The organism is Enterococcus sp. NPDC086594 (assembly GCF_044746145.1).
Classification (GTDB): domain Bacteria; phylum Bacillota; class Bacilli; order Lactobacillales; family Enterococcaceae; genus Enterococcus_D; species Enterococcus_D entomosocium.
The window spans coordinates 1-23,450 of sequence record NZ_JBIVBP010000021.1 but is presented as its reverse complement, the minus strand read 5'-3'; the positions used below and the strand labels follow the sequence as shown (position 1 = coordinate 23,450).

Here is a 23,450-nt window from a genome sequence, read left to right as displayed (position 1 = left end):
AATGGAAGGAACGGAAAGTGAAAGGATGAAGAAATATGTCAGAAATTTCAAAAAAGACCACCGCTGCCTTTGCGCAAGCGTATCAAGAAAATAATAAACAAACGGCACTGCAACGGAGTGTTGTGAAAAATGGGATCACCGCTTCTGCAGAAAACGTGTCAGCAAAAGTCAACAATGTGCCGGTTTTCTCAGTCGATGTGACAACAGGGAAAGTCTCAAACCAAAAACAATCAGGCCGCTGCTGGATGTTTGCCGCATTGAATACATTCCGTCATAAGATGCTGAATGATTTCAATTTAAAAGAATTTGAATTGTCGCAAAACCATACCTTCTTTTGGGACAAATACGAAAAAGCCAACTATTTCTATGAAAATATTTTAGCAACTGCTAACGAACCTTTAACAAGTCGCAAAGTTGCTTTCTTATTGCAAACACCACAACAAGATGGTGGGCAATGGGACATGATCGTTTCGATTTTCCAAAAATATGGTGTCGTACCAAAAACGGTCATGCCAGAAAGCAGCAACTCTTCCAATTCTCGTGACCTAAACAATTACTTGAACAAAAAACTGCGTAAAGATGCGGTTGCTTTGCGTCAGCTAGTGGCTGAAGGCAAAACAGCTGAAGACATCCAAACAGCCAAAGAAGCGATGTTGGAAGACATTTATCGTTTCTTAGCGACTTCTTTAGGCACACCGCCAGAAACCTTTGATTTTGAATACCGCGATGAAGACAAAAACTATCACATTGATCGCAACTTAACACCACAAAGCTTTTATGAAAAATATGTCGGGGTGGATCTTGACGATTATGTCAGTATCATCAACGCACCAACTGTCGACAAACCTTACAATCAATCGTATACCGTAGAAATGCTAGGCAACGTGGTTGGCGGCAAAGAAGTCAAATACTTGAACGTCGATATGCCGACCTTCAAAAAATTAGCGATCGCTCAATTGGAACAAGGGGAGTCCGTGTGGTTCGGTTGTGATGTCGGTCAATCTTCTACCAGAGATACTGGGATCATGGCATTAGATGCCTATGATATCAACGACTTATTTGATATCGACTTTACGATGACGAAAGCAGAACGCTTAGATTTTGGCGAAAGCTTAATGACCCATGCGATGGTCTTGACTGGCGTTGACTTGATCGACGGCGAATCAACCAAATGGAAAGTCGAAAACAGCTGGGGTGAAAAAGTCGGAACGAATGGCTTCTTCGTCATGAGCGATGCATGGATGGATGAATACACCTATCAAATCGTGGTTCGCAAAGAATTCCTGACAGCAGAACAATTGGCTGCCTTTGAAGCAGAACCAACGGTCTTAGCACCTTGGGATCCAATGGGCGCTTTGGCGTAAGTCAGCAATTTCTAATGATTGCCTGAATATTTTCTGAAATTTTTCAAAAAGACGAAATGAAAAAATAACGAACCAGTTGCCGCAATCCAACCGTTAGGAAAGCAGAAATCCTAGCAGCATGGGAGTGTGGCAACGGTTTTTTTTTATTTACTGACAAAAAAGCGGTACCATCCCAGAAAAGTGGGAACTTATTTATTGTAAGATGAAGCAAACTTCTTTAAAATGGAATAGTCACTAATGATGCCACACGTCTCATTAGAGTGAACTGTTGAAGAATGGTCACTGGGAACCTTTACTTCCTCTGACAGACTTTGTCATGTTTATTGAACAAAAGGAGGATTCAAATGACAAATCTGTTAACTATTATTGTTGTTCTACTTTTTGCTGCCCTTATTTATGGGTTCTACTTATTGCAAAAGCGTCACGTGAAGTTTTCAACGCGGGTCTTTGCGGCGTTGTTCGTCGGGATCGTTTTTGGTGGTGTGCTACAGCTGATTTTTGGGACAGGCTCTGATGTTGTCACGCAAGCTCTTGACTGGATCACGATGGTCGGTAGCGGCTATGTGGCCCTCTTGCAAATGCTGATCATGCCCTTGATCTTCGTTTCGATCGTTGGTGCTTTCACCAAGATGAAAGAAAGCGAAAAAATCAAGAAGATCAGTTTTACGGTTCTTGCGACTTTGCTAGGGACAACGGCGATCGCTGCCTTGATCGGGATCGTGATGGTCATGGTCTTTGGTCTTGACGGTGCCAGCTTTACCGAAGGAGCAACGGAAACAGCGCGGATCGCAGAATTAGCGGAACGTTCGACACAAGTCCAAGATCTATCGATCCCACAACAAATCGTTTCTTTCATCCCAAGTAATGTCTTCGCCGACTTTGCTGGTACTCGTTCGACAAGTACGATCGGTGTCGTGATTTTCTCAGCCTTTGTTGGGATTGCCTTTCTTGGTGTCAAACGCAAATCACCGAAAGAAGCGGAAACTTTTGCGAATTTGATGGACAGCTTATATAAAATCGTGATGCGTATCGTCACGTTAGTTTTGCGCCTGACACCTTATGGGGTTTTGGCATTGATGACTAACGTATTAGCTTCAAGTGATTTTGAAGCCATCTTGAACTTAGGGAAATTTATCATCGCTTCTTATGCCGCTTTGATTTTGGTCTTACTCGTTCATTCATTATTGCTGATCGCTGTACGGGTCAATCCAGTAACGTATTTCAAAAAGGCTTTTCCAGTCTTGAGCTTCGCCTTTACTTCTCGTTCAAGTGCCGGTGCCTTGCCATTGAACATCGAAACCCAAACCAAAGCGTTAGGTGTTGATGAAGCCACGGCTAACTTTGCAGGCAGCTTTGGGTTATCGATTGGTCAAAACGGCTGTGCGGGTGTTTATCCAGCGATGTTGGCAACGATCGTTGCACCAACGGTTGGGATCAATGTCTTTGATTGGCAGTTTATCCTGCTGCTAGTTGCAGTAGTTACGATCAGCTCATTCGGCGTTGCTGGTGTCGGCGGTGGCGCAACCTTTGCTTCATTGATCGTCTTAGGCTCAATGAACTTGCCGATCGCCATCGTAGGCTTAGTTATTTCTGTTGAACCATTGATCGATATGGCACGGACACTCGTTAATGTCAGCGACAGTATGGTTGCGGGAATGGTGACCAGCAGCCGTATCAACGAACTGGATCGTTCGATCTTAGATGATTCTGCCGCCGTGATCGAAGCCGAATAGAAACATTTTTTTACAAGCGAAAGCAAAGAAAGACTGCGTGTGGTCTTTCTTTTTTTTGTCCGTTAAAGCTCACCTCATAGAAAAATCTAGGTTTCAGTGCCCTTAATAGCGAAGTTTCTGCTATACTTTTAACTAGAACATCGCGGGAGGGATAAGCAATGACACAATTGATTCAACTAGAACGAGCAGCAAACGTCAGAGAACTTGGCGGCTATCAAACGACAAACGGCACGACGATCAAACGAAAAAAATTGATCCGCAGTGCGGCGATCAATGAATTGACTGCTTCAGATCAAGCAGTACTGGCAAACTATGGGGTCAATCAGGTCATTGATTTTCGCTCCATCGCTGAAGCCAATGCACAGCCTGATCGACCGATCGCCACAGCAAAGCAGCTTTTTTTACCTATTTTCAAAGAAGACGAAACGATGGTTTCCTTGTCGCCAGAAAGCTTGAAGCAGCGCTTGGAAGATGGGGAAGATGCCGAAGAGCAGATGAAAAAAGTCTACCGTCACTTTGTTGAAAGCGACTATGCCCGCCAACAATATCGGCAGTTCTTTGATCATGTGATCGACAATGCGGAAGGCGAAGGAGCAACCTTGTTCCACTGTACCGCCGGCAAAGATCGCACAGGCTTTGGCGCCTTTTTATTGCTGCATGTGTTGGCGGTGGCACCAGCGACGATCAAAGAAGATTATTTAGCGACCAATCGCTATCTAGCCCCAATGCTAAAAGAAAAATTTGCCCCAATGACCCAGCATTTGCCGCAAGAGCTGTTAACGGCGATCACGGTTTTGATGAGTGCCAAAGAGAGTTTTCTTGAGGAAAGTTTGGCTGCAATCGATCAGCATTTCGGTTCGGTCGATCAGTATCTTCTGCAAGGACTAGGGGTGACGAAAGAGGAACAAGCGTACTTGACTGCCCAACTGACTGAGTAAAGAAAGGGAGATCCGTATGGAGGAAGCATTGTTCGCAGCAATCGGGATGACCGGCTCGCTAACGCCCATCAGTGGTGGGGATGTCAATCAAACGTATCGTTTCACGACAGCAGAAAATCGCTATTTTTTAAAGACCCATCCTCATGTTTCATCGGTGTTCTTTCAAGCAGAAATCAACGGCTTAGCTGAATTAGCCCCTTTCGTGCGGGTGCCAAAAATCGAACGCCTCGGTCAGACCGAAGAGGGGGCATTTTTATTGATGGAATGGATCGATAGTGGGGAAGGACAGCAGCGGCGCTTAGGCCAATGCTTGGCTCGGCTTCATCAGCAGACGCAGGAGTCTTTTGGTTTTTACGAAGACAATTACATCGGCTTTTTGCCGCAAGTCAATCCGAAAATCACCGATTGGCTTGATTTTTACACAGTCTGCCGTTTGGATGTGCAAGTCGAATTAGCGAAGCTGGGTAATCACTGGCATGCCAAACGGGAAGCCGCTTATCTGCGTTTGAAAGAATTTTTGCATGAGAATTGGCGTGATCGCAGCGTCACACCTGCTTTATTACACGGTGATTTTTGGCGGGGGAATGTGCTGTTCGATCAACAAGGAGAACCAGTGTTTCTTGATCCGGCAGTCGCCTATGGGGATCGAGAAATGGATATTGCGATGTCCCAGCTTTTCGGCGGTTTTCGTCAGGAATTTTTGGAAGGCTATCAAGAAGTCTATCCATTAGATGAGAATTGGAAAGAGCGACTGCCAGTGTATCAATTGTATTATTTATTGGTCCATTTGAATCAATTTGGCGAAAGTTATGGACCAACTGTCGATGAAATATTGAGTCGTTTTTAGGAGGCAATTAGAACTATGGCAGCAAAGTATCAAACCACGCATGAAGTGGCGTATTATGAATGTGATGTCAACCAAACGATGACGTTTCCAGCCATGCTAGGCATTGCCATCAAGACATCAGAAGAACAAAGTGCGGCGTTAAACCGCGGACCGGAAGTCATCGCTAGTTATGGCTTGACCTGGATCATTACCAGCTATCATATAACGGTAACTCGTTTGCCGCGCGTAGGGGAGCAGATCCAAGTGGCGACCCAGGCGAGAGAATACAATAAGTTTTTCTGCTACCGTTACTTTTGGTTATTGGCAGAAGACGGAACGGAATTGGTCAAAATCGAAGCGGTTTTTGCGTTGATGGACCCGGAGACGCGCAAAGTCAGCAGTGTTCCGGATGAGATCGTGGTGCCTTTTGGCAGTGAAAAAATTAAGCGAATCAAACGCTATCCGAAGATCACCCCTATCACACAAGGACAATTTTTGCCGTATCGGGTGCGTTTCTACGATATCGATAGCAATCAGCATGTCAACAACGCCATGTATTTCAATTGGCTGATGGACGTCTTAGGCTATGAGTTTTTAACAAAACATGAAGTGACACAAGTGACGATCCGCTTTGATCGGGAAGTTGCTTACGGCCATTTGATCGAAAGCCATTTTCAAATCAATGAAAAGACAGTCGATGAAGCCGGCGAGGCTGTGCCGCTGCAAACGATCCACGAGATCAAGATCGGTGAGGATACTTACTGCGAAGCCATCTTTACTTGGCGAGAAAAATAAAACAACCCTTTTGCCTCCGTTAACGGAATGGCAAAAGGGTTTTTGTTTGGTCAATTCTCCATGAAATCAGGAAGCTCATCCATGGTCAACCCACGGTTTTTCGCTATCAACAATTTGATGCGGGCTTTTTGGCTATTGATGCTATTGCAGAAAATCACCCCAAGAGCTTGCAATTCGATCCCGCCGCCTAAGTAGTCATAGACCGGCTCGGCAACTCCGTTGAAGCAGCGAGAAACTAAGACGACCGGAATGTTTCTAGCGATCAGTTTTTTCAAAGGCTCAATGGTTTGAGGCGGCAGATTGCCAGCGCCTAAAGCTTCGATCACTAGTCCATCGATCAGCGAGTCGGCTAAAGCATCGAACAATTCCCCGGTCATCCCAGCATAGGCTTTGACGATCGGAAACAAACCATCGACACGATCAACATCCAAATGGCGGTTATTTAACAGCTCTTGCATAAACAAGATTCGGTGCTTTGTGACTAAGCCGATCGGACCTAATGTCGGGGTGCGGAACGTCGCAATATTGGTGGTGTGGGTTTTCGTAACATAACGTGCGGAATGGATCTCATCGTTCATGACGACTAAGACACCTTTTCCTATGGCATCAGGGGACTTGGCGACCCGAATCGCACTTTCAAAGTTATAAAGCCCGTCACTGCCGATTTCATTACTTGAGCGCATGGCACCAGTCACCACGATCGGTAACTGACCGCCGATCGTAGTATCTAAAAAGAAGGCCGTTTCTTCCAGCGTATCGGTTCCGTGAGTGATCACGACCCCATCGACACCGCTTAAATGCGCCAGCTGGATACGTTCTTTCAGCTGCAGCATTTCTTTTGGCGTCATATGAGGACTAGGAATATTAAAAATGTCTTCGACGATCAATTCAACATCGTCATCAATGTGGATCGGTGCATCCATCAGCGGATTGCTGACATCGGGGCTGACGCCGCCTGTCAGGGTATCTTCTTTCATGGCGATGGTGCCGCCAGTGTGCAACACGAGAATTCGTTTCATTTTTTCATCACCTGCAATGATTTATTTACTCTTAACTCAAAACTATTGTATACTATTAAAATAAGAAAACAAGGAGCGATGGGAAAAAATGATTCGAATTGGTTGTACCACATTTAGTGAACATGGCAGTCTCGTGCAAAGAAAAAACTCGAAATTATTTGAGTATGCCCGTTATTTTCCGTTAGTTGAGCTGGATACCACCTATCATTTTTTGCCAAAAGAAAAAGACGTGCGCAATTGGTTGACCCAGATTCCCGAAAATTTCCGCTTTGTGTTGAAAGTCCATCAAAGTGTGACCACCCAAGGGGATTTGCCAGATCAGTTGACCATGACCGAAGCGCTGCAGCTTTATAAAGAAGCGATCGCGCCAATGGTAGAAGCGGGCAAACTGTTTTGCCTACTAGCCCAGTTTCCCAACAGCTTTAAATGTACGAAAGAAAATGTCGCCTATTTAGATCAAGTGCGAGAATGGTTTGCGGGTTACCCAGTGGCGATTGAGCTGAGAGACAGCAGCTGGTATCAGCCGAAACTGTATCCGGGAATGATCGATTATATGAAGCGAAAACAGTTTTCCTTAGTAATCGTTGATCAGCCGAAAAAGCTATCGACCACGATTCCCCTTGATCCAACCGTGACCAATCCTGCGTTTGTCCTGTGCCGTTTTCATGGACGCAACGACAGCGGCTGGACAGCGACGGGGCCAGATGCCAAAAATCTGCGGACCTTGTATCGCTATGACCAAGCCGAACTAACGGAGTTAAAACAAGCGATTCAAGCCATCGAAGCCAATGCCAAAGAAGTCGCAGTGGTCTTCAATAATAATGCCGGTCGTGATGCCGCTGACAATGCTCGTGCATTGATCGATGCGCTGCAGATCGATTACGAAGCATTAAATCCTAATCAGTTGAAATTATTTTGAGGAGTCATATGATAAAAGCAATCTTTTTTGATATTGATGGCACACTGATTGCCAGTAACGGCAAGGCGCTTGCCAGTACTCGTGAAGCCATCAAACAAGCCCAAGCCAATGGCGTCCTCTGCGGCATTGCCACCGGACGTGGTCCGGTTGATTTAGAGAAGGTGATCGATTACTTGTCGTTAGACATGTTTATCACCTATAACGGCCAATATGTTTACACGAAGGAAACCTTGATTTATGCCAAACCTTTTCCAAAACAAACGCTGGAAGCGATCGTAGAATACGCCGATGAAAATTATCGTCAAGTCATGTTTGGCGGAGAAACGCAAGTGGCTGGCAGCTTGACGATCCGTTTAAGCCAATCACCCGTCATGCAGCGCTATTTGCGCTATGTACCGAAAAAATTTCCCGTCGGCTTTTTAAAGAAAGTCTTGCAACGCTTCAGTCCCAATCGCAACGCCAAACGTTATGAATCATTGGACATTTTACGAGAGCCAATCTATCAGTGCATTATGCTGAGCCCTGAATCAGAGCGCGAAAAATTACGCTCCAAGCTGCCGCAATGTGATTTTAAGCGATCCAATGCCTATTCTGTTGATATCGTGCCGAAAAACGGTTCGAAAATCAAAGGGATCAAAGAATTTTTGGCCTATGAAGGGATCGCGATGGAAGAAGCGATGGCCTTTGGGGATCATTTTAATGATGTGGAAATGTTAGAAGGTGTGGGGATCGGGGTTGCGATGGGCAATGCCCAGCCCATCACCAAAGCCAGTGCTGACTTTGTGACGGACACCAACGATCATGACGGCATCAAGAAAGCCTTGATCCATTTTGGGATCATTGCCGAGGATGCCCAAGCAAGGGATTGAATTAAAAAAAATAAACAAGGTGTAGCCAATCCATGAAGCAACGTATGAGACAGCGCAGAACCATGAAACAGAACCATTAGAAAAAGCAGAAAGAAGCGAGAGAAATGAGTCCATTTGAAATGACGGAAGAGTTTCATAAAACCTTTGATCCAACACGACCGCCATATCCACAAGCTTTTTCAGCGGAAAAAGCCCAGTTTCGTGCTGGTTTTAAAATTGAAGAATTAGTTGAGTTCCTTTATGCTGCCAGCAACAATGACGAAGAGACCTTCCAATCAGGCCTGGAGCATTTGCATCAAGCAATCGATCAAGCCCAAGCCAAGCTGGCTGCCAAACAACAGCCTGTCAGTGATTCCCTAGTAGAACAAGTCGATGCGCTCTGTGATCTGCTGTATTTTACCTATGGCTCTTTTTCACTGGTAGGGGTCGATCCAGCGCCGATCCTGGCTATCGTTCATGACGCCAACATGGGGAAACTTTTTCCAGATGGGCAGCCCCATTATGATCCTGAGACCCACAAAGTCATGAAGCCTAGCGATTGGGAAGAACGGTTTGCTCCTGAACCGCGAATCAAGGCAGAAATCAAACGCCAATTGGCACAAAAACAAGCGCAAGCCCAAGAATCGTCAGAATAATAAAGAAACGTGCCAGTTGCCCGTTCCGATTGCTTATCAGCAAAAGGAGTGGTGCAACTGGCACGTTTGGTTTAATCAAAGAAAGTGTAGTAAAGGGTTCTGACAGCGGCTTTTTCTTGTTCTTTGTGGATGCCGAACATGATGCTGACCTCAGAGGACCCCTGGTTGATCATCTCTAAGTTGATATTTTTTCGCGCAAGGGCAGCGGTACTGTCGGCAGTGATCCCGACTCTTTGACGCATCCCTTCACCAACGACGACGACCATGGATAGATCGTGGGTCATTCGCAGTTCATCGGGATCGATCTCGTAGGCGATCTTGCGCAGCAGTTCTTCTTCCAATACTGGATTCAACTGGTTGGAGCGCATAATGATCGAGATATCATCGATTCCTGAAGGCATGTGTTCATAATTTAAATCAAATTCCCGGAAAATCTCTAAGACCCGTAACGTGAACCCAACTTCGCGGTTCATCAAGTATTTGCGGATATAGATCATACAAAAGCCTTCGTCACTGGCAACGCCGATCACCGGCTGATCCAAATTGTCTCTTTGGTTGGTGATCAAGGTGCCGGGATGACTTGGGTTATTGGTGTTTTTGATCACCACGGGAATTTTCGCATGGTATGAAGGCATCAACGCCTCATCGTGCAAAACAGTAAAGCCGGCATAAGATAGCTCCCGCATTTCTCGGTAAGTCACTTCTTTGATGGACTCTGGATGATGAACGTAGCCTGGATGAGCAGAAAAAATCCCATCGACATCGGTAAAGTTTTCGTACAATTCTACTTGCAGACCAGCCGCCACGATGGCACCAGAAATATCAGATCCCCCTCGAGAGAAGGTACAGATTTCGCCGGCTTCTGTGTAACCAAAGAAGCCAGGAATCACTAAGATTTCAGGACTATCGCGCCATTGTGCGATCTTGGCATACGACTTGTTCAAGATACGGGCGTTTTGGGGTTCATCCGTCACTAGCAACCCAAGTTCTTGCGGATTCATGTAGCGAGCAGCTAACCCACGGCTTTGTAAAATCCCAGCGATCAATTTGGCATTGTTGTCTTCGCCGCTTGCCAAGACCGTATCATAAAGATGCGGATTGTCTTGAGTAGGCAGTGTTTGAAAAGCCGCCAATGATTGCCAGATGCGGTCTAAATGGACTTGTTCGATACCAAAGGGGGCGGCGATCGCTGTATAGCGGGCATAGATTTCTTCTATTAAATCAGTAATTTCTTCTTGGGCACACAGACGGGTACAGACTGCTAGTAAAAGATCGGTGACTTTCTGATCGTCACTGGAACGCTTACCAGGCGCTGAGACAACAACAAACCGTCTTTTAGGATCACTTTCAATTATCGCAACAACTTTTTCGACTTGTTCGGCTGAGGCAAGGGAACTGCCTCCGAATTTCGCTACTTTCATTTGACATTACTCCTGTTCAAGCTTTTTACTAGAGTACAGTTTCAATAGGGAGAAATCAAGCGGTTTCTTGAAAAAAATCGGAAAAATCAGAAAAAAAGTCACTTGTTGATGTAAATTTCACGATTTGTTTTCATTATCGATGGAAAAGCCGTGAATGATTTTATTCAATGCGAAAAAAGTCGATCTTTTTTGCCTCAATCTAATGCTTGATTTTTTTCTTTATGCTATAATCTAGCGTAGATGCTTTTTTATAAAGGGACTGTCTGTCCTTTTTATACTCAACGAACTTATCAATCAATCTGCTGATCAGCAGATTTTAGACGAAACATGTATATTTGAAAATTGGAGGAACCACAAAATGGGAACTAATATCATCTTTGGAATTGTCATTGCCATCATCATCATCGCAGCGGTCTTGTATGCAATTGGCTTTTTCATGCGGAAGAAAAACCAAGAAAAGCTAAATGACTTGGAAAAACGCAAAGAAAATCTGTTTGACTTACCGGTGATCGAAGAAGTCGATGAAGTAAAAAGAATGCACTTGGTTGGTCAAAGTCAAAACACCTTCCGTGAGTGGAACCAACAATGGACAGATATCTCCACAAAATCTTTTGCTGAACTTGAGAGTCAAATCTTTGAAGTGGAAGAACTAAACGAACGCATCCGCTTTTTCAAAGCAAAAGGGGCGATTGTTCAAGCGGAAGCGACCATGGATGAGATGGAACGCCAAGTAGAAGAGATTCGCGCCGGCTTGAAAGAATTACGAGAAAGTGAAGAACGAAATTCACTGGAAGTCCAAAAAGCGTTGGACGTTTACGAAGACTTGAAGAAGAAGCTACGGGATCAAGGCGAAGAATTCGGTCCTGCTTACAATGAGCTGCAAAAACAAATCAAAAACATTGAAATTGAGTTCACCCAATTTGTTACCTTAAATACTTCAGGCGATCCTGTGGAAGCACGGGAAGTGTTAGACCAAGCAGAAAAACACACCTATGAAGTAGAAGACTTAATGAAACGGATCCCAGCGGCCTACGAAGAATTAAACCGTACCTTCCCAGATCAGTTGAAAGAAATCCAAGATGGCTACAAAAAATTATTAGAACAAAAATATGTGTTCCCAGAAGCAAACTTCCAAGAAGAAATCAACCGTGTGAAAAAACGAGTTGAAAACTCCATGAACGATCTAGCGAAAACAGAAGTCGCTTCCGTTGAAGTGGCAAGTCGTGATACTGCAAGTGATATCGATGCCTTGTATACGGTGATGGAACGTGAGATCAATGCCAAGAAATATGTCATGAAAAATCGCCAAATCATTGAAGACTATATTGACCACGCAACGAAGAACAACCGTCAGTTGTTGATCGAGTTGGATCATACGGCACAAAGCTATACATTGAATCATAATGAATTAGGTCGCGTCCGTGGTTTCCAAACGGAAGTCGACGAATTGGCTCGTCGCAATAACGAGTACCTACCACAATTAGAAAAGCACGAAATTCCTTATTCAGAAGTGCAAAGCTTCTACAAAGATGCCTACAAGATTTTGGATGATGTGGAAAGCCAGCAAGTCGAAATCGATGATTCCCTTGCGGAATTACGTCGTGGTGAAAAAGTTGCGCAAGAAAAAGTGGAAAGCTTCGAATTCCGTCTACGCAACTTGAAGCGGTTTGTTGAGAAGCAACGCTTACCTGGTTTGCCAGGTGAGTACTTAGAATTCTTCTTCGTGGCAACAGATCGGGTGGAAGAACTAGGCAAAGAATTGAACAAGATTCGCATCAACATGCAAGAAATCAATAAATTGGTTTCTGTCTGTGAAGAAGATCTTGATCTTTTAGATGAACAAACGAAAGACTTGGTGGATGCTGCGGCATTGACTGAGCAAATGATGCAATATGCCAACCGTTATCGTCATTCTCATCCAGATATCAAGGCAGCGATCGACAAATCACTTTACTTGTTCAGTAAAGAATATCGCTATCAAGATGCGCTAGATGAAATCGGCACAGCGTTGGAACGAGTAGAACCAGGTGCCTTCAAAAGGATCGAAAACTTCTACTTCAATAACCGCGACTTAGTATAATACGAAAGCCAGCAGTGAAAAACTGACTGGCTTTTTTCATGGAAAGAATGGCTCGCTGCATGATTAACGCTTACGAAGGAAGGGAAAGTTTCCTTTAAATAAAGCCAAAGCCAGCGAGTCACCTTGAAACTCAGCCCAAGAGCAGTTATAATGGGAAAGAATTTTTTTAGAGAAAGGGTCCTATCATTGATCTATTTTGACAACAGTGCAACAACCGCTATTTATCCACAAGCTTTAAATACATATGTCCAAGTCAGTCAGCGAATCATCGGCAATCCCTCAAGCCTGCATGATTTAGGAAATCAAGCCAATCGCCTGCTACAGCAATCACGTCAGCAGATCGCCGATCTGTTAAACGTTTCTTCCAAAGAAATCGCATTTACCAGTGGGGGGACCGAAGGAGACAACTGGGTCATCAAAGGGACTGCTTTAGCGAAAAAAGCCTATGGGAATCACCTGATTATTTCCAGTATTGAACACCCAGCCGTCAGTGAAACAGCCGCTCAATTAGCCGAGTTAGGGTTTGAGGTCAGTGTGGCACCTGTCGATGCGCAAGGCTTTGTCAACGTGTCAGAATTAGCAAACATGATTCGCAAAGAAACGATTTTGGTTTCGGTGATGGCGGTCAATAATGAGGTAGGATCGATTCAACCGATCCATGAGATCGCAACCGTGTTGGCGGACTACCCAACGATCCATTTCCATGTAGATGCTGTCCAAGCCATCACAAAGGTCCCGCAAGAGCAATGGTTCAATGAGCGAGTCGATTTTGCCGTGTTCTCTGCACATAAATTTCACGGACCTCGTGGCGCCGGATTTATCTATTGGAAACAAGGTCGTAAGTTGGCGCCATTGATGACTGGCGGTGGGCAAGAGCAAAACCAGCGCAGCGGTACCGAAAATGTACCAGCAATCGTTGCCATGGCAAAAGCCCTGCGTTTAGCGACGGAACACAAGGCTGAAAAGCCGAACCATGTTCAATTATTAAAAGGCTATTTGCAAGAAGCACTGGCTGGCTATGAGAAAGTCACGCTTTTTTCTGGCACTGAAGGGTTTGCGCCACATATACTTTGTTTCTCATTAAAAGGGATCAGAGGAGAAGTCTTAGTCCATGCCTTTGAAGAAAAGCAGATCTATCTTTCGACGACGAGCGCTTGTTCCTCTCGTAAAAAGATGGCCAGCAGTACGCTTCATGCGATGCACGTTCCGGAACAGTTAGCGACATCCGCTGTTCGTATCAGTTTAGATGAGAGCAATACGATGGCAGAAGTCGAGCAGTTTCTAATCGTCTTCCACCAGTTGTACCAAAAATTTTCGAAAATTAATTAAGCACGACATAGCACTATAAAATCAATCCAAATCAAAGGAGTTTTCTCGTGAATTATTCAGAAATCATGGTTCGTTACGGCGAACTGTCAACAAAGGGCAAAAATCGTCGTAGTTTTATTATGCAATTAGCCTCAAACGTCAAACGTACCTTAGCCGATTATCCCCATGTCAAAGTTCATGCCGAGCGAGATCGCATGCACTTGCTATTGAACGGTGAAAACAGCCAAGAGATCATTCCTAAGCTGCAAAAAGTCTTTGGGATTCAAAACTTTTCCCCTAGTATTCGGGTTGAAAAAGACATTGAGGTATTGAAGAAAGCCGTTCAAGACGTTATGGCAGAGATCTACACCGGTGTTGAGACCTTCAAAATCACAGCTAAGCGCAGCGATCACTCGTTTGTGCAAGATAGCAACCAGTTGAATTTGACCTTAGGTAATGCGGTGATCGACCGTTTTCCTGATATCAAAGTCCAAATGAAAAAACCAGACATCAATCTGCGGGTGGAAATACGGATCGATGGCGCCTATCTGTCCTATGAAACGATCCAAGGAGCAGCCGGCTTACCCGTTGGCACCAGCGGTAAGGGAATGTTGATGCTTTCTGGTGGTATCGATTCGCCAGTTGCAGGCTACTTTGCCATGAAACGCGGTGTTGAGATCGAAGCAGTCCATTTTGCAAGTCCTCCTTATACGAGTGAACAAGCATTACAAAAAGCCAAAGATCTAACGAAGAAGCTTGCTCCTTATGTGGGAAGCATCCAATTTATCGAAGTTCCGTTTACGGAAATCCAAGAAGAAATCAAAAACCGTGTGCCGCAAGGCTATTGGATGACCATCACCCGTCGGATGATGCTGCGTTTGACAGATGCGATTCGTGAGGCTCGTCATGGCTTGATTATCTTAAATGGTGAATCATTAGGACAAGTCGCTTCACAAACTTTGCATAGCATGGTCGCCATCAATGAAGTAACCAATACGCCAATCGTGCGCCCAGTGGCAACGATGGACAAATTGGAGATCATTGAAGTTGCCGAAGCCATTGATACCTTTGAGTTATCGGTTCAGCCCTTTGAGGATTGCTGCACAATCTTTGCCCCCCCTCAACCAAAGACACGCCCAAGACTGGATAAAGTACATCAATATGAAGAGCGTCTCGATATCGAAGGGATGATGGAACGTGCGATGGCTGGGTTGAAACTAGAAGTAATCATGGCAAATCAAGAAAAAATAGCAACCGAATTCGCTGAATTCTTATAATAAAGTTTCTTTTTTAAACTACGACCACAACTGTTATGGAACATTTGTGGTCGTTTTTCATCGTGTGAGAGAGTTTGTGAATATTTTCTTGCTATTGAAAATGGAACATGCTACACTCAATATGTGAATCATTTAACAAGGAGGGTGGACAGGATGGAAGCATTAAGAGATAAAAAACTTCCGAAAGCAACGGCAAAACGTTTGCCAGCTTATTTACGACACTTAAAATTACTGGATGCCTCAGGTATTCAGCGAATCAAATCAAAAGAGTTTGCAGAAATCACGCAAGTTCCTTCAGCCACGATCCGCCGGGATTTTTCTCATCTAGGAGAATTGGGTAGAAGTGGGTATGGCTATGATGTTCCTTATTTGATTGAGGTTTTGAGCTATATTTTAGAAACCAATGAGGAGAAAAAAATCGCCTTGATTGGTTATGGAAATTTAGGAAAAGCGTTAGCTAACAACAATTTTCGCAGAAATGAAAATCTTTCCGTCATCGCGGTTTTTGACAATGATCCAGAAATGATTGGCCAGACCATTAGTGGACGTTATGTCTATGGAATGGACCAATTGGCGGAAGTCGTAGCAGAAAAAGGGATCACCGTAGCGATTTCGACTGTTCCTAGCCGCTATTCACAAATGGCGATCGATGCGATCGTGGATGCTGGGATCACAGCAATCCTGAATTTTGCCCCTGATCCCGTCATCGTGCCAAAAGATGTCAATATCCAATACATTGATTTGACGACAGAATTGCAAACATTGATTTTTTTTGATACGACCTACTCGCAAAAATCGAAAGTCTGAGCAAATCCTTTTCGTTTTTTGACAATCTTTCTTATACTGGGAGAAAATGCTATAGGAGAGATGATATGCAAGTTACACGCAAAGAAACGGTTTATGAGATGCCCGGCAACCAACCAAAAGTAGGGGATAAAGCAGCTGATTTTCGCTTGAAAAGTTTAGAGGACAAGGAATATACACTGACTGATTTTTTAGGAAAACCAACGATCATCAGCGTGGTTCCCGATATCGTGACACGTGTCTGTGCGTTGCAGACCAAGCGTTTCAACCAAGAAGAAAGTCAATTGGATGATATAAATTTTGTAACGATCTCTAACAATACAAAAGAAGAACAAGCACAATGGTGCGGCCAAGAAGGCGTCGACATGATCATGCTTCATGATCCGGCGAATACCTTCGGTGAGGCCTATCAAATCATGATCCCAGACTTCGGTCATTTTGCCCGAGCAATTTTCGTTTTAGACCGTGAAGGCGTGATTCAACATGTTGAGATCGTGCCTGAGATCTCCCACGAACCGGATTATCAAGCAGCCATTGATGCGGCGAAAGCAAACCTCTGATTGACTTTCAAAAAAGTTCATTGTAGAATGTAGCAAGATGAAACAAGAATCTATGATAGCAAGACAATGTTCAAGAGGAGTATCAGTGACCCTGGCGGTCAGAGAGAAGTCGGTCGGTGCAAGACTTCCCCAGACACTGAAAAGGTAGCTTGAAGGTCTTTGATCCGAACCACGGTTTGTTTCTTGCAGATAAAGCCGCACAGTAAGATCAAGCGCGTCGTGAACGTTACCTCACGTCAAAGTGGCAGAGCAATCTGCAATTTAGGTGGTACCGCGTATCAGCGCCCTAATGCCTCGGCATTAGGGCGCTTTTTGCTGTGAATCACTGCGAGTGGCCCACAAAGAGGGACAGAGCAGATGATGAACAGTACTAGGCGACCATAGGGAGCGTAGTAACCATACTAGGAATCACTATGATTGGCCCACAAAGTGGACAGAGCAGATGATGAACAGTACGCGAAGTCACCAAAATTGGTTCACGAAGCGAGCTAGATCGGTTGCCAAAGGCCCTAAGACACAATAGAGGATCACGGAAGTGAGCCATGACCTCTGTAAGAAACGTACTTTTTACGAACAACAAACGAGGCGTCAACAAACAACGGATAATCATCTCTACCACTGCACTCATCCTGAACGATTCAAACATTTTCGCGCTTTACCCAGCAACAGGCACCAAAAAACCACACCAACCATTACGTTTAAGAAACGTAACTTTAGGAGGACCAACTATGACAGAAACTGAGAATCTATCCACCAAGTACAATCCCCAAGAAGTAGAAGCCGGGCGTTACCAAGATTGGTTAGAGCATGACCGTTTTAAACCAAGCGGCAACAAAGAAGCAAAACCTTATTCTATCGTGATTCCACCACCAAACGTAACAGGAAAATTGCACTTAGGTCATGCCTGGGATACCACGTTACAAGACATCATCATTCGTCAAAAACGGATGCAAGGGTATGACACCTTATGGCTGCCAGGAATGGACCATGCCGGGATCGCTACCCAAGCCAAAGTAGAAGAAAAGCTGCGGGAACAAGGAATTTCTCGCTATGACCTTGGTCGGGAAAAATTTGTTGAACAAGTATGGGATTGGAAAGAAGAATATGCCGGTCACATTCGGGAACAATGGGCGAAACTAGGCTTATCCCTAGACTATAGCCGTGAACGGTTCACATTAGATGATGGATTATCCGAAGCGGTTCGTAAAGTTTTCGTGACGCTATATGAAAAAGGCTTGATCTATCGTGGCGAGTACATCATCAACTGGGATCCGCAAGCCCGCACGGCATTATCTGATATTGAAGTGATCCACAAAGACATCGAAGGTGCTTTTTACCACATGTCTTACGAATTAGCGGATGGCAGCGGCGTGGTGGAGATCGCAACGACTCGCCCAGAAACGATGTTGGGGGATACAGCAGTCGCGGTTCATCCAGAAGATGAACGCTATCAAGCATTGATTGGTAAGAAAGTGATCTTGCCTTTGGTCAATAAAGAGATCCCAATCATCGCTGATGAGTACGTGGACCAAGAATTTGGAACAGGGGTCGTAAAAATCACTCCTGCCCATGACCCGAATGACTTCGAGGTCGGTAACCGCCATGACCTACCACGGGTCAATGTCATGAATGATGACGGAACAATGAATGACTTAGCAGGTACCTATGCAGGCATGGATCGTTTTGCTGCTCGCAAGCAAATCGTGAAAGATTTAGAAGCGTTAGGTCGTCTGATCAAAATCGAAAAAATGGTCCATAGCGTAGGTCACTCAGAACGGACAGGCGTAGTAGTCGAACCTCGTTTATCGACACAATGGTTCGTAAAAATGGAACCATTAGCAAAACAAGCCATCGACAACCAAGAAACCGACGATGCGGTGGACTTTTATCCGCCACGTTTCAACCAAACATTCTTACGTTGGATGGAAAATGTCCATGACTGGGTTATCTCTCGTCAGTTGTGGTGGGGCCATCAAATCCCAGCTTGGTACCACAAAGAAACGGGGGAAATGTATGTAGGACTTGAAGCGCCAGCAGATGCCGAAAATTGGCAGCAAGATCCAGACGTATTGGATACATGGTTTAGTTCTGCTTTATGGCCGTTTTCAACGATGGGGTGGCCAGATGAAAACAATGAAGATTTCCAACGCTACTTCCCAACGAATACATTAGTGACTGGCTATGACATTATCGCATTTTGGGTAAGCCGTATGATTTTCCAAAGCTTGGAATTTACTGGCAAACGACCATTTGAAAATGTCTTGATCCATGGATTGATCCGTGATGAACAAGGTCGCAAAATGAGTAAGTCTCTTGGAAACGGGATCGATCCGATGGAAGTCATTGAACAATACGGTGCTGATGCATTGCGTTGGTTCTTATCAAATGGCTCTGCACCGGGACAAGACGTGCGTTTCAGCTATGAGAAAATGGATGCTGCTTGGAACTTCATCAATAAAATTTGGAATGCTTCCCGTTTTGTCTTAATGAATGTCAGCGAAATGACTGCAGAAGACATTGATTTTTCTGGTGAAAAATCAGTGGCGGATCGTTGGATCTTGACGCGCTTGAATGAAACGATTGAAAAAGTCACTGACCTTTTTGAACGCTTCGAATTTGGTGAAGCAGGTCGTCAATTATACAACTTTATCTGGGATGATTTCTGTGACTGGTACATTGAAATGTCGAAAGAAACGTTATATGGTGACAATGAAGCAGCGAAACAAGTTAACAAGAGCATCTTAGTCCATGTTCTTGATCAAATTTTACGCTTGTTGCACCCAATCATGCCATTTGTTACAGAAGAAATCTGGAGCAAGCTGCCGCATACAGGGGAATCATTAGTCGTTGCTGAGTATCCACAAGTGGCTCCAGAATGGACGGATGAAAAAGCGGCGCAAGGGATGGAAGTGTTGAAAGAATTGATTCGTTCGGTTCGAAACATCCGAGCAGAAGTAAATACACCACTTTCGAAACCAATCACTTTGCTGATCCAAGCAAATGAGCCTGAGATCGAAGAATTCTTGATCGCTAACAAAAACTATATCGAACGCTTCTGTAATCCAGAAGAACTAGAAATCACTAACAGCTTGCAAGCCCCTGAATTGGCGATGTCTGCCATCCTATCAGGTGCGACGATCTACTTGCCACTAGCTGGGTTGATCAACATTGAAGAAGAAATCGCGCGTTTGGAGAAAGAACTAGCGAAGTTCACCCAAGAAGTTCAACGGGTACAAGGCAAACTGGCGAACGAACGCTTCGTTGCCAATGCGCCTGAGGAAGTCGTGGCACAAGAACGCAGCAAAGAAGCCGATTATCTTGAAAAACAAAAAGCCGTTCAAGAACGGATCGAACAATTACGCACAATCCAATAGGATGAGCACATCACACGCAAACAAGCATCTTTCGGAGATGCTTGTTTTTGCTTATTCAATAGAAACAGGGCGAACAATTTTCTCGTTTAAAGGAAAGAAATTGGGAAAGCCGTTCATTTTTTGTTAAAATAGGAGCGAGGTGAGCGAGATGACAAGCGAAGAAGCAACAGCGTGGATCCATTCGCGTTTGACATTTGGGCAAAGACCTGGATTGATGCGTGTCGAAGCATTATTAAAACGGATGGGTAATCCTGAAAAAAAGGTGACCATGATCCATATCGCCGGTACGAATGGCAAAGGATCGACCGTCAGTTATTTGCGCAGTCTTTTAGAAGAAGCTGGGCAGCAAGTGGGGACCTTTACTTCCCCACACATTGAAGCGTTCAATGAACGAATTGAAATCAACGGACAATTTATATCAGATGAGGACTTGGTCGCTTGGGTGGAAAAAATCCAGCCGCTGGTTGCTGAAATTGATCGCGATGAAACGTTGACGGGCATTACCCAGTTCGAGATCATTACCGCTATGGCATTAGGCTATTTTGAAGAAAAAAAGGTCGATGTTGCGATTATTGAAGTTGGCTTAGGGGGACTCTTAGATAGTACCAACGTTATTTCTCCTATTTTGACCGCGATCACGACGATCGGCATGGATCACATGGATGTCTTAGGGGATACCATTGAAGCGATCGCTGCCCATAAGGCAGGGATCATCAAGCCGCAAACACCCCTTGTTACTGGCAATATCGTTGAAAGTGCGCTTTCGGTGATCGATTTGAAAGCTACAGAAGCACAGGCACCTGCTTATCATGCAGGGCAAGAGTACCGTGTGACCTATCGTCGTCCCGATGAAGAATGGGGCGAATTATTTGATTTTGAAAATGAGCATGGCAAAATCAAAGGCTTGAAAACACCGATGTTAGGCCGCCATCAACCAGAAAATGCCGGTGTTGCGATCCAATTATACAGCCTGTATTGCGACCTGCGGCAACTGCCCTTTTCAGCCAAAGAGATTCGCAATGGCTTGCGAAAAGCCTATTGGCCCGCCCGGATGGAACGAATCAGTAGTGAGCCACTAGTGATTATCGATGGTGCCCATAACGTACACGCCATGGCTCGTTTAGTAGATACGATGAAAGAAGAGTTCAGCGAATATCGCATCCATGTACTGTTTTCAGCGCTTGAAACCAAAAACGTCAATGAGATGCTTCAGCAATTGCTATCGATTCCCCAAGCCGAGATTTATTTAACGACCTTCGATTTTCCCAAAGCACTGCATTTGGCAGACGGCTATCAGGAACTTGATGAAAAACGAATCTCAACCGTTTCTTTATGGCAGTTTGGCTTGGCAGAATTATTAGAAAAAATGACCAATGAAGATTTGCTGCTGGTGACAGGATCCTTGTATTTTGTTTCAGAAGTTCGTGAATTGTTATTGGCAATAGGAGGAAGAAATGGCTAAGTTACGTGGTGTGATTTTCGATATGGACGGCTTGATTTTTGACACGGAGCTGCTTTATTACCAAGCGACTCAAATCGTGGCTGATCAAATGGGTATTCCCTATACAAAAGAGTTATACCTAGCCTATGTAGGTGTTTCGGATGAAGAAGTCTGGGCAGCTTATCATGAGAGATTCGATGAAGCCTTTGGTCATCAGATGATTGAAGAATTTATTCAAGCGGCTTTTCAGCAAACGTTGGAAATGTTCCAACGGGGGGAGGCTGAATTGAAGCCGGGGATCCACGAGTTATTGCATTATCTTGATGAGAAAAAGATTCCCCGAGTGTTGGCGTCTAGTAACCAGCGCAAAGTGATCGACACCTTGCTGGAAGCAGCAGACTTAACGGCGGAATTTCCTAAGATTGTCTGCTTTGATGATGTCACACGGGCAAAACCAGATCCTGAGATTTTTGAAAAAGCTCATGCATTACTGGCGGTACCAAAAGAAGAATTGGTGATCCTTGAGGATTCGGCTAACGGTATTCATGCTGCTCATGGGGCTGGGATCTCAGTCATTATGATTCCCGATTTGATCGCGCCGACGACCATCATTGAAGAAAAAGTCTTGAAAGTCTTGCCTTCACTAGAGGATGTCCCAGATTTTCTAGAAACGGCTTTTTCGATTTAACTGTGATTTTTTGCGCATCTTATTCATGAAATACTCTCTCCTTTGCGTATCTTTTATTAGACCGACGCAAAGGAGTTTTTTTATGATCAATGAAACAGAGATTCCCCAAAGCTCGTTTCCACGAGAGCGCTTAGTGCAATATGGGGTTGATGCCCTTTCGAACCAAGAACTGTTGGCAATTTTGTTGCGGACTGGCTCACGGCCCCTAAATGTCTTGGAATTAGCGGCTAGTGTCTTGAATCGTTTTGAAGAATTGTATGAATTAAAAGAAGCGACAATCGATGAATTACAAGAAATTCGCGGCGTCGGACAAAATCAAAGCCATCGAGATCAAAGCGATGATTGAATTAGGTGTGCGGATCCAGCGGTCTGTTCAACCAAAGTACGGCAAGATCAACTCCAGTATGGCGATCGCTCATCAGCTGATCCAAGAATTAAAAGACTTTCGTCAGGAGCACTTGCTAGGGATTTATTTGAATACCAAAAATGAGATCATTCAAAAAAAGACGATCTTCATCGGATCGTTGAATCAGTCGATCGCTCACCCACGGGAGATTTTTCATTGGGCGGTACGCTACAGTGCCGCACGAGTGATCGTCGTTCACAACCACCCAAGTGGAAGTCCTCAAGCCTCAGAGGCAGATCTGCTGTTTACACGCCGCTTGATCAAGTGCGGAGACGTGATGGGGATCGAACTACTGGATCATTTAATTATTGGCGACAATGCCTATGTTAGTTTGCGAGAAGAAGGCCTCTGGCATCAAGAAATTTGCTGACACAACGGCTAATTTGCGAACATTATTAAAAATAAAGGTGAATTGTCTAATCGTCTGTCTTGCAAAAAAATACGGGCAAGTGTAAAATATTATTGTAATTTTGTTTGCTGAATAGATGTTGAAACGCACGTTAGGCCTCTATCGCACAAAGGCAATGTTACACATAATTAAGTGCTTATGCACGAGGAGGTTTTTTTATAATGGAACAAGGTACAGTAAAATGGTTCAATGCTGAAAAAGGGTTTGGTTTTATCTCTCGCGAAGACGGTACAGACGTATTTGTACACTTTTCAGCGATCCAAGGTGAAGGATTCAAAACTTTAGAAGAAGGTCAAGCAGTAACTTTCGACGTGGAAGATTCTGATCGTGGACCTCAAGCAGTTAACGTAAACAAAGCGTAAGCTTTCAAACAAACTGCCAGTAAGAGCACTTTGAAATCAAAAACCCAAAAGACCATCGATTCGATGGTCTTTTTTTTCTTTTTGCAACGGAAAGGAAAAAGGGGAGTTCCCAGTAACCTGAGAACTCCGGCTCTATAATTTATGGGACTGATGAATCAGAATTGATTCTTCAGTCCCATTTTCATTTTAGGTATTAAAAAACATATCGTTCTCTAGTATGAT

General features: G+C 44.4%; 19 protein-coding genes, 1 pseudogene and 1 other annotated feature. Of the genes and pseudogenes, 18 read left to right on the top strand and 2 right to left on the bottom strand.

Annotated elements, in window-relative coordinates:
• Positions 1-35: 35 nt before the first annotated feature.
• The 5 genes from ACIPK1_RS17285 to ACIPK1_RS17265 all read left to right on the top strand — a co-directional run bounded on the left by ACIPK1_RS17285 (position 36) and on the right by ACIPK1_RS17265 (position 5,656).
• Positions 36-1,364 carry an aminopeptidase C gene (locus tag ACIPK1_RS17285; RefSeq protein ID WP_400451386.1) on the top strand — a complete coding sequence of 443 codons (1,329 nt, stop codon included), beginning with the start codon at positions 36-38 and terminating at the stop codon, positions 1,362-1,364.
• 344 nt (positions 1,365-1,708) lie between these two features.
• Positions 1,709-3,097, top strand: coding sequence for an L-cystine transporter (locus tag ACIPK1_RS17280; protein WP_010747447.1), 1,389 nt, complete (start codon positions 1,709-1,711; stop codon positions 3,095-3,097).
• Between the two features lie 158 nt (positions 3,098-3,255).
• Positions 3,256-4,035, top strand: coding sequence for a tyrosine-protein phosphatase (locus ACIPK1_RS17275; RefSeq protein ID WP_005237536.1), 780 nt, complete (start codon positions 3,256-3,258; stop codon positions 4,033-4,035).
• A 16-nt stretch (positions 4,036-4,051) separates the two neighbouring features.
• Positions 4,052-4,882: a fructosamine kinase family protein gene (locus tag ACIPK1_RS17270; RefSeq protein ID WP_400451385.1), complete on the top strand. Its 831-nt coding sequence runs from the start codon at positions 4,052-4,054 to the stop codon at positions 4,880-4,882.
• Positions 4,883-4,897: 15 nt separating this feature from the next.
• Positions 4,898-5,656, top strand: a complete 759-nt coding sequence (locus ACIPK1_RS17265; protein WP_005237534.1) for an acyl-ACP thioesterase domain-containing protein — start codon at positions 4,898-4,900, stop codon at positions 5,654-5,656.
• 50 nt (positions 5,657-5,706) lie between these two features.
• On the opposite strand, the gene ACIPK1_RS17260 is transcribed toward ACIPK1_RS17265, so the two are convergent.
• Positions 5,707-6,675: an asparaginase gene (locus ACIPK1_RS17260; RefSeq protein WP_005237533.1), complete on the bottom strand. Its 969-nt coding sequence runs from the start codon at positions 6,673-6,675 to the stop codon at positions 5,707-5,709.
• Positions 6,676-6,763: 88 nt separating this feature from the next.
• On the opposite strand from ACIPK1_RS17260, the gene ACIPK1_RS17255 reads away from it, so the two are divergent.
• From ACIPK1_RS17255 to ACIPK1_RS17245, 3 genes are all read left to right on the top strand, one after another.
• Positions 6,764-7,594: a DUF72 domain-containing protein gene (locus ACIPK1_RS17255; RefSeq protein WP_400451383.1), complete on the top strand. Its 831-nt coding sequence runs from the start codon at positions 6,764-6,766 to the stop codon at positions 7,592-7,594.
• A gap of 8 nt (positions 7,595-7,602) precedes the next feature.
• Positions 7,603-8,463 (top strand): Cof-type HAD-IIB family hydrolase, encoded by an 861-nt coding sequence (locus ACIPK1_RS17250; RefSeq protein WP_016611697.1) that lies wholly within the window; start codon positions 7,603-7,605, stop codon positions 8,461-8,463.
• Positions 8,464-8,567: 104 nt separating this feature from the next.
• Entirely contained in the window at positions 8,568-9,098 is a 531-nt protein-coding gene (locus ACIPK1_RS17245; protein ID WP_035006455.1) for a haloacid dehalogenase, read from the top strand.
• Between the two features lie 71 nt (positions 9,099-9,169).
• Here ACIPK1_RS17245 and ACIPK1_RS17240 read toward each other — a convergent pair whose 3' ends face one another.
• Positions 9,170-10,519 carry an aspartate kinase gene (locus ACIPK1_RS17240; protein ID WP_005237529.1) on the bottom strand — a complete coding sequence of 450 codons (1,350 nt, stop codon included), beginning with the start codon at positions 10,517-10,519 and terminating at the stop codon, positions 9,170-9,172.
• 358 nt (positions 10,520-10,877) lie between these two features.
• Between ACIPK1_RS17240 and ezrA the strand changes: the two genes are divergently transcribed.
• The 10 genes and pseudogenes from ezrA to ACIPK1_RS17190 all read left to right on the top strand — a co-directional run bounded on the left by ezrA (position 10,878) and on the right by ACIPK1_RS17190 (position 23,228).
• On the top strand, positions 10,878-12,599 hold the full coding sequence (ezrA, locus tag ACIPK1_RS17235; RefSeq protein ID WP_016611694.1) for a septation ring formation regulator EzrA: 1,722 nt from the start codon (positions 10,878-10,880) through the stop codon (positions 12,597-12,599).
• A 186-nt stretch (positions 12,600-12,785) separates the two neighbouring features.
• A complete protein-coding gene (locus ACIPK1_RS17230; RefSeq protein WP_035006519.1) occupies positions 12,786-13,928 on the top strand; it encodes a cysteine desulfurase family protein in 1,143 nt (380 codons plus the stop codon).
• A 47-nt stretch (positions 13,929-13,975) separates the two neighbouring features.
• Positions 13,976-15,184: a tRNA uracil 4-sulfurtransferase ThiI gene (gene thiI / locus ACIPK1_RS17225; protein ID WP_400451381.1), complete on the top strand. Its 1,209-nt coding sequence runs from the start codon at positions 13,976-13,978 to the stop codon at positions 15,182-15,184.
• Between the two features lie 153 nt (positions 15,185-15,337).
• A complete protein-coding gene (locus ACIPK1_RS17220; RefSeq protein WP_005237525.1) occupies positions 15,338-15,991 on the top strand; it encodes a redox-sensing transcriptional repressor Rex in 654 nt (217 codons plus the stop codon).
• Positions 15,992-16,056: 65 nt separating this feature from the next.
• Positions 16,057-16,548 (top strand): thiol peroxidase, encoded by a 492-nt coding sequence (gene tpx, locus ACIPK1_RS17215; protein ID WP_400451380.1) that lies wholly within the window; start codon positions 16,057-16,059, stop codon positions 16,546-16,548.
• Between the two features lie 57 nt (positions 16,549-16,605).
• Positions 16,606-16,840, top strand: a binding site (T-box leader).
• A 436-nt stretch (positions 16,841-17,276) separates the two neighbouring features.
• Positions 17,277-19,922 (top strand): valine--tRNA ligase, encoded by a 2,646-nt coding sequence (locus ACIPK1_RS17210; RefSeq protein WP_400451379.1) that lies wholly within the window; start codon positions 17,277-17,279, stop codon positions 19,920-19,922.
• A gap of 148 nt (positions 19,923-20,070) precedes the next feature.
• Positions 20,071-21,384, top strand: a complete 1,314-nt coding sequence (locus tag ACIPK1_RS17205; RefSeq protein WP_016611928.1) for a folylpolyglutamate synthase/dihydrofolate synthase family protein — start codon at positions 20,071-20,073, stop codon at positions 21,382-21,384.
• Positions 21,377-22,051, top strand: coding sequence for an HAD family phosphatase (locus ACIPK1_RS17200; RefSeq protein WP_016611929.1), 675 nt, complete (start codon positions 21,377-21,379; stop codon positions 22,049-22,051). Before ACIPK1_RS17205 ends, ACIPK1_RS17200 begins: the two co-directional genes overlap by 8 nt.
• Before the next feature lie 82 nt (positions 22,052-22,133).
• Positions 22,134-22,827 (top strand): annotated as a pseudogene (radC, locus tag ACIPK1_RS17195) (DNA repair protein RadC).
• A 200-nt stretch (positions 22,828-23,027) separates the two neighbouring features.
• The gene (locus tag ACIPK1_RS17190) at positions 23,028-23,228 is read left to right on the top strand and encodes a cold-shock protein (RefSeq protein ID WP_005225155.1); all 201 of its coding nucleotides are present in this window, start codon (positions 23,028-23,030) and stop codon (positions 23,226-23,228) included.
• The last annotated feature ends 222 nt before the right edge of the window (positions 23,229-23,450 follow it).